General features: G+C 55.4%; 13 protein-coding genes and 1 other RNA gene. 4 read left to right on the top strand and 10 right to left on the bottom strand.

What is annotated here, in order from left to right:
• Positions 1–23: 23 nt before the first annotated feature.
• The 7 genes from gcvP to Y71_RS04220 form a co-directional block, all read right to left on the bottom strand.
• Complete coding sequence (gcvP, locus tag Y71_RS04250) at positions 24–2,897, bottom strand: aminomethyl-transferring glycine dehydrogenase (RefSeq protein WP_007370244.1); 2,874 nt, start codon at positions 2,895–2,897, stop codon at positions 24–26.
• Positions 2,898–3,070: 173 nt separating this feature from the next.
• Entirely contained in the window at positions 3,071–3,460 is a 390-nt protein-coding gene (gcvH, locus tag Y71_RS04245) for a glycine cleavage system protein GcvH (protein WP_007370242.1), read from the bottom strand.
• Positions 3,461–3,486: 26 nt separating this feature from the next.
• Positions 3,487–4,581, bottom strand: coding sequence for a glycine cleavage system aminomethyltransferase GcvT (gene gcvT / locus Y71_RS04240; protein WP_007370241.1), 1,095 nt, complete (start codon positions 4,579–4,581; stop codon positions 3,487–3,489).
• A 422-nt stretch (positions 4,582–5,003) separates the two neighbouring features.
• Positions 5,004–6,206, bottom strand: a complete 1,203-nt coding sequence (gene ubiI / locus Y71_RS04235) for an FAD-dependent 2-octaprenylphenol hydroxylase (RefSeq protein ID WP_007370240.1) — start codon at positions 6,204–6,206, stop codon at positions 5,004–5,006.
• Positions 6,207–6,221: 15 nt separating this feature from the next.
• Positions 6,222–7,400, bottom strand: coding sequence for a 2-octaprenyl-6-methoxyphenyl hydroxylase (gene ubiH, locus Y71_RS04230; RefSeq protein WP_007370239.1), 1,179 nt, complete (start codon positions 7,398–7,400; stop codon positions 6,222–6,224).
• Positions 7,397–8,710, bottom strand: a complete 1,314-nt coding sequence (gene pepP, locus Y71_RS04225; RefSeq protein WP_007370238.1) for a Xaa-Pro aminopeptidase — start codon at positions 8,708–8,710, stop codon at positions 7,397–7,399. The genes ubiH and pepP overlap by 4 nt, the downstream gene beginning before the upstream one ends.
• Positions 8,711–8,734: 24 nt before the next feature.
• Complete coding sequence (locus tag Y71_RS04220) at positions 8,735–9,313, bottom strand: YecA/YgfB family protein (protein WP_007370237.1); 579 nt, start codon at positions 9,311–9,313, stop codon at positions 8,735–8,737.
• A 227-nt stretch (positions 9,314–9,540) separates the two neighbouring features.
• Here Y71_RS04220 and zapA point away from each other — a divergent pair, with 227 nt between their 5' ends.
• The 3 genes from zapA to Y71_RS04205 all read left to right on the top strand — a co-directional run bounded on the left by zapA (position 9,541) and on the right by Y71_RS04205 (position 10,713).
• Positions 9,541–9,870, top strand: a complete 330-nt coding sequence (zapA, locus tag Y71_RS04215) for a cell division protein ZapA (RefSeq protein ID WP_035889588.1) — start codon at positions 9,541–9,543, stop codon at positions 9,868–9,870.
• Positions 9,871–9,911: 41 nt separating this feature from the next.
• A non-coding RNA gene (gene ssrS / locus Y71_RS04210) (6S RNA) lies at positions 9,912–10,095 on the top strand.
• A 21-nt stretch (positions 10,096–10,116) separates the two neighbouring features.
• Positions 10,117–10,713 (top strand): 5-formyltetrahydrofolate cyclo-ligase, encoded by a 597-nt coding sequence (locus Y71_RS04205; RefSeq protein WP_007370235.1) that lies wholly within the window; start codon positions 10,117–10,119, stop codon positions 10,711–10,713.
• A gap of 43 nt (positions 10,714–10,756) precedes the next feature.
• Here Y71_RS04205 and serA read toward each other — a convergent pair whose 3' ends face one another.
• Positions 10,757–11,989 carry a phosphoglycerate dehydrogenase gene (serA, locus tag Y71_RS04200; RefSeq protein WP_007370234.1) on the bottom strand — a complete coding sequence of 411 codons (1,233 nt, stop codon included), beginning with the start codon at positions 11,987–11,989 and terminating at the stop codon, positions 10,757–10,759.
• 267 nt (positions 11,990–12,256) lie between these two features.
• Positions 12,257–12,916: a ribose-5-phosphate isomerase RpiA gene (gene rpiA, locus Y71_RS04190; RefSeq protein ID WP_007370233.1), complete on the bottom strand. Its 660-nt coding sequence runs from the start codon at positions 12,914–12,916 to the stop codon at positions 12,257–12,259.
• Between the two features lie 164 nt (positions 12,917–13,080).
• Between rpiA and argP the strand changes: the two genes are divergently transcribed.
• Entirely contained in the window at positions 13,081–13,974 is an 894-nt protein-coding gene (gene argP, locus Y71_RS04185; RefSeq protein ID WP_007370232.1) for a DNA-binding transcriptional regulator ArgP, read from the top strand.
• A gap of 40 nt (positions 13,975–14,014) precedes the next feature.
• Here the strand turns inward: argP and Y71_RS04180 are convergent, their stop codons facing one another.
• Positions 14,015–14,755, bottom strand: a complete 741-nt coding sequence (locus Y71_RS04180) for an oxidative stress defense protein (RefSeq protein ID WP_007370231.1) — start codon at positions 14,753–14,755, stop codon at positions 14,015–14,017.
• Positions 14,756–14,782: the final 27 nt, after the last annotated feature.

The raw sequence follows: 14,782 nt of genomic DNA, 5'->3' as shown, positions 1-14,782 counted from the left end.
TAAAAAATAGCTGAATCAGCGAATTACTGATATTCGCTCATCGGTACACAGGAGCAGAACAGGTTACGGTCGCCGTAGACATCATCCAGACGTTTGACGGTTGGCCAGTATTTGTTTGTGAAGCCTGCCGGGAATACGGCCAGCTCGCGGGTATAACCGTGGTTCCACTCCGCCACCAGCTCATTCTGGGTGTGCGGCGCGTTCACCAGCGGGTTATCTTCCAGCGTCCATTCGCCCTGCTTCACGCGGTCGATTTCGCCACGGATCGCCAGCATCGCATCGATAAAACGATCCAGTTCGACTTTGCTTTCCGATTCTGTCGGCTCCACCATCAGCGTACCAGCAACCGGGAAAGACATGGTTGGAGCATGGAAACCATAGTCAATCAAACGCTTAGCAATATCCAGTTCACTAATCCCGGTCTCTTCTTTCAACGGACGAATATCGAGAATGCATTCATGCGCCACACGGCCATCGCGCCCGGTATACAGCACCGGGAACGCCTCTTTCAGACGGCTGGCGATGTAGTTAGCATTGAGAATCGCCACCTGGCTGGCCTGCTTCAACCCTTCCGCGCCCATCATCCGGATATACATCCAGCTAATCGGCAGAATCGACGCGCTGCCAAACGGTGCGGCAGAAACCGCCCCCTGGCGCGTCAACATGCCTTCGATTTGCACCACGCTGTGCCCCGGAACAAACGGCGCCAGATGCGCTTTCACGCCGATCGGCCCCATACCCGGACCGCCACCGCCGTGCGGAATACAGAACGTTTTATGCAGGTTGAGGTGGGACACATCCGCGCCGATAAAGCCCGGCGAAGTAATGCCCACCTGGGCGTTCATGTTTGCGCCATCGAGGTAAACCTGGCCGCCAAACTGATGCACCACTTCGCACACGTCACGGATCGTCTCTTCATATACGCCGTGAGTGGACGGATAGGTCACCATAATGCAGGAGAGGTTATCACCCGCCTGCTCAGCTTTCGCGCGCAAATCGGCAAGGTCGATGTTGCCGTTTTTATCACAGGCAACGACCACCACCTGCATCCCCGCCATCTGCGCCGACGCAGGGTTAGTGCCGTGCGCGGAACTTGGGATCAGACAGATATCGCGATGGCCTTCGTTGCGGCTTTCGTGGTAGTGGCGAATGGCCAGCAGGCCTGCGTATTCTCCCTGCGCGCCGGAGTTTGGCTGCATGCAGAGCGCATCGTAACCGGTGAGCTTGACCAGCCACTCGGAAAGCTGAGTAATCATCTGATGATAGCCTTCAGCCTGTTCCGGCGGGCAGAACGGATGCAGTTCCGCGAACTCCGGCCAGGTGATAGGGATCATTTCGGCTGCCGCGTTCAGTTTCATGGTGCAGGAACCCAGCGGGATCATCGCCTGATTCAGCGCCAGATCTTTGCGTTCCAGAGAGTGCATATAGCGCATCATCTCGGTTTCGCTGTGATAACGGTTGAAAACCGGGTGCGTCAGGAACGCATCATCGCGCAGCATCCCCTGCGGAATGGAACGGCTATCGAGCGCAACATCTTTGTCCAGCGCATCAATATCCAGACCATGATTGTCACCCAGCAGAACACTAAACAGCGCCAGCACATCTTCGCGAGTGGTCGTTTCGTCCAGCGTAATACCCACCGCGTTCAGAATGTCGCTGCGCAGGTTGATCTCATGCGCCTGAGCGCGCGCCAGCACGGCGGCTTTATCCGCGACCTCAACGCACAGCGTATCGAAGTAGTGCGCATGACGCAGTTTCAGCCCCTTATGCTGCAAGCCGGTAGCGAGAATGTCGGCCAGGCGGTGAATGCGGCCCGCAATGCGTTTCAGCCCTTCCGGGCCGTGGAACACCGCGTACAGGCTGGCGATATTGGCCAGCAGCACCTGTGAAGTACAGATGTTAGAGTTGGCTTTCTCGCGGCGGATATGCTGTTCGCGGGTCTGCATCGCCATGCGCAGCGCAGTGTTACCGGCAGCATCTTTGGAAACCCCGATAATGCGCCCAGGCATGGAGCGTTTGAATTCATCTTTAGCAGCAAAGAATGCCGCGTGCGGACCGCCGTAGCCCATCGGCACGCCGAAACGCTGAGCGGAGCCAAACACGATGTCGGCACCCTGCTTGCCTGGCGCCGTCAACTGTACCAGCGCCATAAAATCGGCGGCGACGCTAACCACGATTTTGCGGGCTTTCAGCTCCGCAATCAGCGCACTGTAATTGTGTACTTCGCCGGTGGTGCCAACCTGTTGCAGCAGAACACCGAAAACATCCTGGTGATCCAGCACTTTGTCAGCCGCATCAACAATCACCTCAAACCCGAAGGTTTCGGCGCGCGTGCGCACGACATCCAGCGTTTGCGGGTGCACATCATCGGCAACGAAGAAACGGTTAGCGCCTTTCAGTTTGCTCACGCGCTTCGCCATCGCCATCGCTTCAGCAGCGGCGGTCGCTTCATCCAGCAGGGAAGCAGAGGCGATATCCAGGCCGGTCAAATCCAGCGTCACCTGCTGAAAGTTGAGCAGCGCTTCCAGGCGCCCTTGCGATACTTCCGGCTGATACGGCGTATACGCGGTGTACCAGCCTGGATTTTCCAGCATATTACGCAGGATCACCGGCGGTAACTGCACTGCGGTGTAGCCCATGCCAATGTAAGACTTAAAGCGCTTGTTGCGGCCCGCGATGGCTTTCAGTTCGGCAAGCGCGGCGAATTCGGTGGTAGCTTCACCCACCTGCGGCGGCGTGGCGAGCTGAATATCTTTCGGTACGATCTGCGCAATCAGGGCATTTAGCGAATCTGCCCCTACGGTGTTCAGCATCTCCTGCTGTTGCGATGCGTCCGGGCCAATATGCCTGCCGATAAATGCGGCGCGATTTTCAAGCTGACTTAACGTCTGAGTCATGAGCGATGGTTCCTGAAACGTGCGGTGAATCGTATTCGGAAATTATCTGAATACGCTAAAGCTTTCGCGTTGCAGGAAGGCGGCGATGCTGCAAATCCCCAGGCGCTTACATCAGTAAGTAACTGGGTGAGCGAGCAAGCCAACGCGCCTGCAACGTGAAGGATGACGCGTATTTATTCGTCTTCTAACAATGCGGCGTATGCCGTTGCATCCAGCAGCGCAGCAACTTCCGATTCGTCACTGGCTTTGATTTTGAAGATCCAGCCTTCGCCGTACGGCTCGCTGTTAACCAGCTCCGGAGAGTCATTCAGCGCATCGTTAACGGCTACGATTTCACCGCCAATCGGCGCGTAGATATCAGAAGCGGCTTTTACCGATTCGGCAACGGCGCAGTCATCGCCAGCACTAACGGTCGCGCCCACTTCCGGCAGGTCGACAAACACCATATCACCCAGCAGTTCCTGAGCATGCTCAGTGATGCCAACGGTATAACTACCGTCTGCTTCTTTGCGCAGCCATTCGTGTTCTTTGCTGTATTTCAGTTCGCCCGGTACGTTGCTCATTTTATTCTCTCCAGATAAAAATTACGTTACGCGACAGCTTTGCCGTTGCGCACAAAAACAGGTTTGGTCACTTTGACCGGCATTTCGCGGTTACGGATCTGCACAATTGCCGTTTCGCCAATTCCGGCCGGAACGCGCGCCAGTGCAATACTGTAGCCAAGCGTCGGCGAGAAGGTCCCGCTGGTGATCACACCTTTTTGCACGTTGCCGTGCGCATCAGTAAAGTGCACAGGTAACTCATTACGCAGCACACCTTTTTCCGTCATCACCAGACCAACCAGCTGTTCGGTGCCTTTTTCGCGCTGTTGCTCCAGCGCTTCACGACCGATGAACTGGCGATCCTGCGGTTCCCAGGCGATGGTCCAGCCCATATTGGCAGCCAGCGGAGAGATGCTTTCATCCATCTCCTGGCCATAAAGATTCATGCCCGCTTCCAGGCGCAGCGTATCGCGGGCGCCGAGTCCGCAAGGTTTTACGCCCGCTTTCAGCAGATCCTGCCAAAAGCTGGCGGCTTTTTCGTTCGGCAAGGCAATCTCGTAACCCGCTTCACCGGTGTAGCCCGTGGTCGCGATAAACAGCTCGCCCTCTTCAACGCCGAAGAACGGTTTCATTCCCTCGACCGCGCTGCGCTGCGCATCGGTAAACAGGCTGGCGGCTTTCGCCTGCGCGTTTGGCCCCTGAACCGCGATCAGCGACAGGTCGTCACGGACGGTGATATCAATGGCAAAAGGTTCGGCGTGTTGGGTAATCCAGGAGAGGTCTTTTTCGCGGGTGGCGGAGTTTACAACGAGGCGGAAGAAGTCTTCGGTAAAGTAGTAGACGATCAAATCATCAATCACGCCGCCCGAGGCATTCAGCATGCCGGTGTAGAGGGCTTTGCCGGGCTTCGTGAGTTTGGCCACATCGTTTGCCAGCAAATATTGCAGAAACTCCCGGGTGCGGCTGCCTTTCAGATCGACGATAGTCATGTGCGAAACATCGAACATCCCGGCATCGCTACGCACTGCGTGGTGCTCATCAATCTGCGAGCCGTAATGCAGCGGCATCATCCAGCCATGGAAATCCACCATGCGGGCGCCGCATAGCTTGTGTTGTTCATACAAAGGGGTCTGCTGAGCCATCTTGTCCTCGTCGAATAAGCTGCGCTATCACGTTTTTCGGCGGCGTTCATTTCGCCAAAACGACCAGCGTCAACGGCCATTTCGGACGCCGACGCAAACGTTATCTTTTGCCTGAACTTAACACCGAAAGCGGCACTTAACCATAAGAGAAAATGGGCCATCACATTAGCTTATGACCTATTTAGCTAAAAACAGCAACAGAATTTTGTGCCAGATAAAAACGAAATCACCCACACAAAACATCAATAAAGCGACGTAGTTGCGCCCTATTTCAATATTTCACTCCGCAAAAGCATCATTTTTTCTGCAGTGCGAAAAATCATACATGAGTAAATCTAATCCGAAAAACGAGGTGAAATTAGAATATTTCAAATGAGGCAGGGAGTCCCCTTCCCGTTTGCGGGAAGGGAAATGTGATGGGGTTAACGTAACCACTCCGGAAGGTCATTCAGGCCGAGCGCCTGGCGCAGCAGTTGTGTTTTTACCCCCGGAAGGGTATCCGCCAGTTTCAGACCAATATCACGCAGCAGCTTCTTCGCCGGGTTCGATCCGGCAAACAGTTCGCGGAAGCCCTGCATTCCCGCCAGCATTAGCGCCGCACTGTGTTTACGGCTGCGCTCGTAGCGACGCAGATAGAGATGCTGGCCGATATCTTTTCCTTCACGGCGAAGACGGCGCAGCTCGGTAATCAATTCCGCAACATCCATAAAGCCCAGATTTACGCCCTGCCCGGCCAGCGGATGGATGGTATGCGCAGCATCGCCCACCAGCGCCAGACGATGACCGGCGAAGTGGCGCGCATAGCGACCGGTGAGCGGATAGACCTGGCGCTCGCTTTCCACGCGGCACAGACCAAGACGATTATCAAAGGCCACGCACAGCGCCTGGTTGAACGTCTCATCGCTGGCCTGTTGCAGCGTTTTCGCTTGATCCGGCGGCAACGACCAGACGATCGAGCATAAATGTGGATCGTTCAGCGGCAGAAACGCCAGAATGCCATCGTTATCGAACACCTGCCGCGCGACGGCCTGATGTGGCTCCTCGGTGCGAATGGTCGCTACCAGCGCGTGATGGTGATAATCCCAGAAAGTTAGCGGAATATCCGCTTTGTTACGCAACCAGGAGTTCGCGCCATCCGCCCCGACCACCAGCCGGGCCGTGAGCATCGTGCCATCTTTTAAGGTGAGGAACGCGTCGTTCTCACCCCAGGCCACCTGCTGTAATTCGGCAGGGGCAATCATAGTGACATCCTGACACTGCTGAGCTTTATCCCACAGCGCCTGATGAATCACTGCGTTTTCAATAATATAGCCAAGGTGAGGATAGCCCATGCTTTGGTCGTCAAAGGAGATGCGGCCAAAGCTGTCTTTGTCCCACACCTCCATGCCGTGATAGCGTCCCGCGCGATGGGCAATGATGTTTGACCACACGCCAAGATGCGTCAGAAGTTTTTCGCTGGCGGCGTTAATCGCCGATACGCGCAGCGCCGGTGGTGCATCTTCCGCCAGCGGCTGCGGAACATTCTGCTCCAGCACCGCAACCCGTAAACCACTCCCCTGCAACCCGCAAGCCAGCGCCAGACCAACCATGCCGCCGCCGACAATCGCAACATCAACACTCTGCACTCTTTGCTCCTTTGATTAACGGGCTACCCAACCGAGGGTACGCTGCGCCAGCACATCGCGCGCCGGGGTAAATAGTTCCATCGCCATCAGCCCGATATTGCGCCCGACGACAAGCGGCGCCCAGCGGTTGGCAAACAGATGCACCAGCCCGTCGGTAACGCCTATGGTGGCGCTTTTGTCCGCCTGGCGCTGGTGACGGTAGCGCGTCAGCACCGGATAACAGCCGACATCTTTCTGCTTCGCCCATGCCTCCGCCAGCGTTTCCGCCAGCGTCATAACATCGCGCATGCCGAGGTTAAACCCTTGTCCGGCGATAGGATGCAGCGTCTGAGCCGCATTGCCGACCAGCACCGCGCGATGAGAAACCGGCGACGACGCGTTAGTCAACATCAGGGGATAAACGCTGCGTTTTCCGGCGTGTTCAATACGTCCCAGACGCCAGCCGAAAGCTTTTTGTAGCTCATGGCAAAAACGTTCGTCAGACCAGCCAGTCACCTGCTGCTGTTTTTCCAGCGGATGACACCACACCAGTGAGCAGCGCCCCTGCGACATCGGCAACATCGCCAGCGGCCCGTGCTCGGTGAAACGTTCGAATGCGCGTCCCTGGTGCGGAACAGAGGTAGTGACGTTGGCAATGACTGCGGCCTGGTGATAGGGCGTTTTCTGCCAGAGGATCCCCAGTTGCTCGCCCATGCCCGAACGGGAACCGTCCGCCGCGACCAGCAACTGGCCAATAATCAGCTCGCCGCTTTCCAGCGTTACCGATACCTGTTGCTCATTACGGGTAAAACTGCTGACCCGATCGGGGCAATGCAGCGTCACGCCCGGCGCATTTTGCAGCAAGGTAAAGAGCCGCTGGCCGATATCATGCAGCTCAACCACCTGGCCCAGCGCATCAAGGTGATAATCCTGCGCATCCAGCGTGACAAAACCGGCGTGACCACGATCGCTGACATGAACGGTTGAAATGGGCGTTGCACAACGGGCTATCGCCTGCCAGATCCCGACGCGCGCAAGCTGCTGGCACGTGCCTGCCGCCAGCGCAATAGCACGGGCATCAAAACCAGGATGATGGTGAGCACCCGGTGCTGTAGCCTCTACCAGGTGAACCGGTAATTTCCCCTGCGTCAGATGTGAAATGACCAGCGCGAGCGTCGCACCGGCCATGCCGCCGCCAACAATAATCACACTCATGAACGGCTCGCCGCCATCAGTGCTTCGATATCATCCGCCTTTTTAACCACGCTGGCGGTGAGATTCTCGTTACCCTCTTCGGTAATAACGATGTCATCTTCCACGCGAATACCAATGCCGCGATACTGCTCGGGAACATCCGCATCCGGGGCAATATAGAGGCCCGGCTCAACGGTCAACACCATGCCTGGCGCCAGCTCGCGGGAACGGTCCTGGCCGTAAACGCCGACGTCATGAACATCCAGCCCCAGCCAGTGGCTTAACCCGTGCATAAAGAATGGGCGGTGGGCATTTTTTGCGATCAATTCATCGACTTCGCCCTGCAGAATGCCAAGCTTCGCCAGACCGGTGATCATAATGCGCACTACTTCGCCGGTGACGGCCTGGATGGAGGTGCCCGGACGAAACAGTTCCAGCGCACGTTCCAGCGATGCCAGCACAATGTCGTAAATTTCACGCTGCGCCGGGCTGAATTTCCCGTTTACCGGGAAGGTGCGGGTAATATCCCCGGCGTATCCCATATATTCGCAGCCAGCATCAATCAGCACTAAATCGCCGTCACGCATCTGGCTTTCATTTTCGGTGTAGTGCAGGATGCAGCCGTTCTCCCCCGAACCGACGATGGTGTTGTAGGACGGGAAACGCGCGCCGTGGCGGTTAAATTCATGCTGAATTTCACCCTCAAGCTGATATTCGAACAGGCCAGGTCGGCAAACCTGCATGGCACGGGTATGAGCCAGCGCGGAGATCTCCCCGGCGCGACGCATCACCTCGATCTCTTCGGCCGACTTAAACAGACGCATCTCGTGGACGATCGGACGCCAGTCAGTCAGCGTGGCAGGCGCTGTCAGATTCTGTCGCGCGCCTTTGCGCAGCTTCTCCAGCGCAGTGAACAGGATGGTATCCGCGTACTCATACTCACCCTGCGCGTGATAAACCGCGTCGAGGCCATTGAGCAACTGATAAAGGTGGGTGTTGATCTCCGGGAACGCCAGCGCACGGTCGACGCCCAGCTTTGCCGGCGCGGCTTCCTGACCAAGGCGGCGGCCAAACCAGATCTCGGCGGTTTTATCACGCACACGGTTGAACAGCACGCTATGGTTGTGGGTGTCATCGCTCTTTATCAGCACCAGCACCGCTTCGGGTTCGTGAAAACCGGTGAAGTACCAGAAATCGCTGTTCTGACGATACGGGTATTCACTGTCTGCGCTGCGGGTCGCTTCCGGCGCGGCAAAGATCAATGCCGCGCTACCCGGAACCATCTGCGCCAGCAATGTCTGGCGACGACGGAGAAACTCAAGCTGTGTCATGACACCTCCTTCCTACAAGACGAATTAATGTAACGTCGGCTTACGCACTTCCGGCGCGGTCGGCTGCGGGTGCGTGAACGTATCGTGGCACAGCAACGCAGCAACGCGGACGTATTCGATGATCTCTTCAAGCGACATTTCCAGCTCTTCCTGATCTTCTTCTTCGTCATAACCCAGTTGTGCGATGTTACGCAAATCGTCAATCGCTTCGCCGGTTTCGCCAGTCACTTTGTCGAGCTTCGGTTGCGAGACGCCTAACCCGAGCAGGAAATGGTTTACCCAGCCAGCCAGTGCATCGGCTCTGTCGAAAACGCTAACATCATCGCCCTCCGGCAAATAGAGCTGGAACAAAAAGCCGTCGTCTTCCAGTGAATCGCTGGTCGCCGCGTGCATTGCCCGCAGTGCCTGTGCCAGCTCATGACCAAAAGCCAGCCCGTCATTAGTTAAATCATGCAGCAACGGCTGCCAGGAGCTGTCATTGTTGCCACCGCAGATCATCCCCGCGATAAGCCCATGCATTTCGGCAGGAAGCAGCCCCACGCCCTGTTGGTTAAGCAACTGGCCTACATCGTTGTAACCAGGTATTTCGTTCTGTATAGACATACGCATTCGTCGTCGTTGGGGGGAATATTCATGATATGCTACCACTTTGGCCCCTGGTGATATACCCGTGATACTTCACGTTACATGCCATTGCATGTGACATGAGTCATTAAGGTATAGACGCAAAAAACTTGAAAGTGCTCACCAGGCTAGCTTATAGTGTCGCCCCTTCGCAGCCCAGGACTCGGATGCGAAGGCAGAGCGCAGTCAAACAGCAGGAAGGTGGCATGTCTGCACAACCCGTCGATATCCAAATTTTTGGTCGTTCACTGCGAGTGAACTGCCCGCCTGAACAGAGGGACGCTCTTAACCAGGCTGCGGAGGATCTGAATCAGCGGTTGCAAGATCTGAAAGTTCGCACTAGAGTCACAAATACTGAGCAGTTGGTGTTTATCGCCGCGCTGAACATCAGCTACGAGCTAACTCAGGAAAAGGCAAAAACCCGCGAATACGCAGCCAACATGGAACAGCGTATCCGAATGTTACAGCAGACCATCGAACAGGCATTGCTTGATCAGGGTCGCATAACAGACAGGCCGGGGCCTAAGTTTGAATAACACTTCAGGATCAACTGTGGTAGAGTGATCGTGAAGACAAAATTTCTCTGAGATGTTTGCAAGCGGGCCAGTCCCCTGAGCCGATATTTCATACCACAAGAATGTGGCGATCCATGGTTGGTGAGCATGCTCGGTCCGTCCGAGAAGCCTTAAAATCATGACGACGCATTCACCTTGAACCAAGGGTTCAAGGGTTACAGCCTGCGGCGGCATCTCGGAGATTCCCTTCTTTTTCTACCCAAAACCATGACACAACTTCCTGATTTTCCCTCTTCGCGACAAGAAATCCGCAAACTTATCCGCCAGCGTCGACGTGCGCTAAGCAGCGAGCAGCAGGCGCATTTTGCCCAGCAGGCCGCCGCGCGCATGATGGCATATCCGCCCGTCGTGATGGCGCATACCGTGGCGTTGTTTCTCTCTTTCGATGGTGAACTGGATACCCAGCCGTTGATTGAACAACTCTGGCGCAGCGGAAAACGGGTTTACCTGCCGGTGCTGCACCCGTTTAGCCCGGGCAATCTGCTCTTTCTGCATTACCACCCGCACAGCGAACTGGTGATTAATCGCCTGAAGATTCAGGAGCCGAAACTGGACGTGCGCGATGTCCTGCCGCTTAATCAGTTGGATGTGTTGGTTACGCCGCTGGTGGCGTTCGACGAACAAGGCCAGCGTTTAGGTATGGGCGGCGGTTTTTACGATCGCACCCTGCAAAACTGGCGCGCTTACAACTTACAGCCCGTGGGCTACGCGCATGACTGTCAGGGCGTTCAGGCCCTGCCTGTGGAAGAGTGGGATATTCCGCTACCTGCGGTAGTCACACCATCAAAAGTGTGGGAGTGGTAACAGGTTTCCCCCTCCCTTGTGGGAGAGGAAAACACAATACTTATCAGAACAGCAGACGGGCGCGAATCGTGCCGGGAATCGCTTTCATGCTCTGCAACGCTTTTTGCGCAACATCTTCTTCCGCTTCGATATCAACCACGACATAACCCATGTACGGCGTTGTTTGCAGGTACTGCGCCGCGATGTTGATATTCTGGCTGGCAAAGATTTGGTTGAGTGCAGTCAGCACGCCAGGACGGTTTTCGTGGATGTGCAGCAGGCGACGGCCGCCGTGCATCGGCAAAGAAACTTCCGGGAAGTTAACAGCCGACAACGTAGAACCGTTGTCAGAATATTTAATCAGTTTACCTGCTACTTCAAGACCGATATTTTCCTGCGCTTCTTGCGTTGAACCGCCGATGTGCGGCGTCAACAGCACGTTGTCAAACTCACACAGCGGGGAATCAAACGGATCGCTGTTGGTGGCAGGTTCCGTCGGGAAGACGTCAATTGCCGCACCGGCCAGATGTTTGCTTTTCAGCGCATCACATAGCGCCGGAATATCGACCACCGTGCCGCGAGAAGCGTTGATCAGCAGCGCGCCAGGCTTCATCAATTTCAGCTCCTCAACGCCAATCATATCTTTGGTTGACGGGGTTTCCGGCACATGCAGGCTCACCACATCGCTCATGTTCAGCAGATCAGAAAGATGCTGTACCTGCGTGGCGTTGCCCAGCGGCAGTTTGCTTTCAATATCGTAGAAGAAAACGTGCATCCCCAGCGATTCCGCCAGAATACCCAACTGCGTACCGATATGACCATAACCGATAATACCGAGCTTTTTACCGCGCGCTTCGTAAGAACCGACCGCCAGTTTGTTCCAGACACCACGGTGCGCTTTCGCGTTCGCTTCAGGAATACCACGCATCAGCAGCAACAGTTCGCCAATAACCAGTTCCGCCACGGAACGGGTGTTGGAGAACGGTGCATTGAACACCGGGATACCACGTTTTGCAGCCGCGTCCAGATTCACCTGGTTAGTACCAATACAGAAACAGCCCACAGCGACTAATTTTTCCGCCGCCGCGATAACATCTTCAGTCAGTTGAGTACGGGATCGCAGGCCGATAAAGTGGGCATCACGGATGGACTCTTTAAGCTGCTCGGTGTCCAGCGCACCTTTGTGGAATTCAATGTTGGTATAACCCGCCGCACGGAGGCTATCCAGTGCTTTCTGATGCACCCCTTCGACGAGCAGAAATTTAATCTTGTCTTTCTCCAGTGATACCTTTGCCATTTACCCGACCCTGTTTTTTGTCTTGACTGTGATGTTGTGCGAAATGCAATTTTCTTCAGTCAACATATCAAAAAAAACTATTGCAGCAATATGAACGTTTGCGTGCGCACTCTGAAGAAATGTCATACAGCGAGGAATGGCAGATAAAAATGCTGTTAAAGCGTGGAGTAGTGGCAGGTAGTGCATAATCAGCGGATAAATGTGACAGATATCACCAAATTTGCCGATCGTGTTTTTTTACAGGGAGGCGAACGCCTCCCCGTCAGATCATTTTATGATGGTTTTCACACCATCGGCGGTGCCGATCAGCGCCACATCCGCGCCACGATTGGCGAATAACCCTACAGTGACTACGCCCGGGATGCTATTGATGCTGTTTTCCAGTGCAATCGGATCGATGATCTCCAGCCCATAAACGTCGAGGATCACGTTGCCATTATCGGTGACAACGTTCTGACGATATTCCGGGCGACCGCCCAGCTTCACCAGTTGACGCGCAACGGCGCTGCGAGCCATCGGGATAACCTCCACCGGCAGCGGGAATTTCCCCAGGATATCAACCTGCTTGGATGCATCAGCGATACAGATAAATTTATCCGCTACCGAGGCGATAATTTTCTCACGCGTCAGCGCTGCGCCGCCGCCTTTGATCATCTGCATCTGGCCGTTGATTTCGTCCGCGCCATCAACGTAGATACCCAGTTTATCCACTTCGTTGAGATCGAACACGGTAATGCCAAGACTTTTCAGTTTCGCGGTGGAGGCATCCGAACTGGAAACCGCGCCTTCGATCTGGCCTTTCATCGTGCCGAGCGCATCAATAAAGTGCGTCGCAGTGGAGCCAGTGCCTACGCCGACAATAGTTCCGGGCTCAACATACTTGAGTGCCGCCCAGCCCACTGCCTTTTTGAGTTCATCCTGCGTCATGGTCGTTCGCCTGTGGTGTGAAATTTCAGGCGCATTATAGACCACCCTTCGCCTAAATGTCCCTGTGACCAGTGTCACATTACGCGACGTCCAATTTCGTCTGATTCTAATAAAAATTTATGTCATAGTGCTGAGTAATCATTTTTCAGGAGATTGGCCGAGCAATGAAACGTCCGGACTACAGAACCTTACAGGCGCTTGATGCGGTCATTCGTGAGCGTGGGTTTGAGCGCGCCGCGCAAAAACTGTGTATTACTCAGTCCGCCGTGTCGCAGCGCATAAAACAGCTCGAAAACATGTTCGGCCAGCCATTGCTGGTACGTACTGTTCCGCCGCGTCCCACCGAACAAGGGCAGAAACTGCTGGCGCTGTTGCGTCAGGTCGAGCTGCTGGAAGAAGAGTGGCTGGGCGATGAGCAAACAGGCTCGACGCCGTTGCTGTTGTCGCTGGCGGTCAATGCCGACAGCCTGGCAACCTGGCTGCTGCCTGCGCTGGCGCCGGTACTGGTGGATTCGCCTATCCGGCTGAACTTGCAGGTTGAGGATGAAACCCGCACCCAGGAGCGACTGCGTCGCGGCGAAGTGGTTGGTGCGGTCAGTATTCAGCCGCAGGCGCTGCCGAGCTGCCTTGTCGATCAACTTGGCGCGCTGGATTACCTGTTTGTCGGTTCCAGAGAATTCGCCGAACGCTATTTTCCTAATGGCGTAACCCGCTCAGCGCTGCTGAAAGCCCCGGCGGTGGCGTTCGACCATCTGGATGATATGCATCAGGCATTTTTGCAGCAATATTTCGATTTACCGCCGGGTAGCGTGCCCTGTCATATCGTGAATTCATCGGAAGCGTTTGTGCAACTGGCGCGCCAGGGCACGACCTGCTGTATGATCCCGCACCTGCAAATCGAGAAAGAGTTAAAGAGCGGTGATTTGATCGATCTGACGCCAGGCCTGTTACAGCGCCGTATGCTCTACTGGCACCGTTTTGCGCCGGAAAGCCGGATGATGCGCAACGTGACGGATGCGCTGCTGGAGTATGGACATCGGGTATTAAGGCAGGATTGAACAGCTAACCTCTCCCCGACCGGGGAGAGGATGAACAACTTTACTTCGCCGCGGTGGCTGCCGGCTGCTCAGCTTGAGCAGGCTCAAGCTGGAACACCACATCAACCTGATCGTCAAACTGAATCGTCGGCTGCTCGTAGGTTTCCTGGGTGGAAACCGGCGCGGCATCCGCTTTCATCATCCGGACCATTGGGCTTGGCTGATAATTAGAAACATGGTAGCGAATGCTGTAAACCGGGCCGAGTTTGGCATTGAAACCGGCTGCCAGCTGCTGCGCCTGATGGGTCGCATCATCGATCGCTGCTTTGCGCGCTTTATCTTTGAAAGAGTCCGCTTGCGCAACGCCCAGCGACACGGAGCGAATCTCGTTCAGACCCGCTTTCAGCGCGCCATCCAGCAGTGAGTTAAGCTTATCCAGCTCGCGCAATGTCACTTCAACCGTACGCACAGCGCGATAACCTTTCAGGATGCTTTTGCCGTTCTGGTAATCGTAATCTGGCTGGGTGCGTAAGTTTGCGGAATTAATGTCTTTCCTGGCAATACCATTTTGCTCAAGAAAACTCAGGTATTGCGCAACGCGGTCATCGGCCTGTTTTTTCGCTGATGCGGCGTCTTTTGCAGCGACGTTCACTTCAATCGCCAGCGTGGCGATATCCGGAGTCGCATCCACGCTAGCCGTGCCTGAGGTGACGATATGCGGACCGTCAGGCAATTCGTTTGCCTGTACCGCCATTGCGCTGAAACCGACTGCCGCCGCCAGGGCCATCACTTTAAATTTCACAGTTGCTCCTCCATGTTGCGTTAATAC

The organism is Kosakonia radicincitans DSM 16656 (assembly GCF_000280495.2).
Lineage (GTDB): Bacteria > Pseudomonadota > Gammaproteobacteria > Enterobacterales > Enterobacteriaceae > Kosakonia > Kosakonia radicincitans.
The sequence above is the reverse complement of the archived record's forward strand: the minus strand, read 5'-3'. Positions and strand labels throughout refer to the sequence as shown.

Excerpts from the sequence above, each read along its gene's own strand:
- pepP (WP_007370238.1), bottom strand. The coding sequence starts at position 8,710 with ATGACACAGCTTGAGTTTCTCCGTCGTCGCCAGACATTGCTGGCGCAG.
- rpiA (WP_007370233.1), bottom strand. The coding sequence starts at position 12,916 with ATGACGCAGGATGAACTCAAAAAGGCAGTGGGCTGGGCGGCACTCAAG.
- Y71_RS04205 (WP_007370235.1), top strand. The coding sequence starts at position 10,117 with ATGACACAACTTCCTGATTTTCCCTCTTCGCGACAAGAAATCCGCAAA.
- ubiH (WP_007370239.1), bottom strand. The coding sequence starts at position 7,400 with ATGAGTGTGATTATTGTTGGCGGCGGCATGGCCGGTGCGACGCTCGCG.
- Y71_RS04220 (WP_007370237.1), bottom strand. The coding sequence starts at position 9,313 with ATGTCTATACAGAACGAAATACCTGGTTACAACGATGTAGGCCAGTTG.
- serA (WP_007370234.1), bottom strand. The coding sequence starts at position 11,989 with ATGGCAAAGGTATCACTGGAGAAAGACAAGATTAAATTTCTGCTCGTC.
- gcvT (WP_007370241.1), bottom strand. The coding sequence starts at position 4,581 with ATGGCTCAGCAGACCCCTTTGTATGAACAACACAAGCTATGCGGCGCC.
- gcvP (WP_007370244.1), bottom strand. The coding sequence starts at position 2,897 with ATGACTCAGACGTTAAGTCAGCTTGAAAATCGCGCCGCATTTATCGGC.
- zapA (WP_035889588.1), top strand. The coding sequence starts at position 9,541 with ATGTCTGCACAACCCGTCGATATCCAAATTTTTGGTCGTTCACTGCGA.
- argP (WP_007370232.1), top strand. The coding sequence starts at position 13,081 with ATGAAACGTCCGGACTACAGAACCTTACAGGCGCTTGATGCGGTCATT.
- gcvH (WP_007370242.1), bottom strand. The coding sequence starts at position 3,460 with ATGAGCAACGTACCGGGCGAACTGAAATACAGCAAAGAACACGAATGG.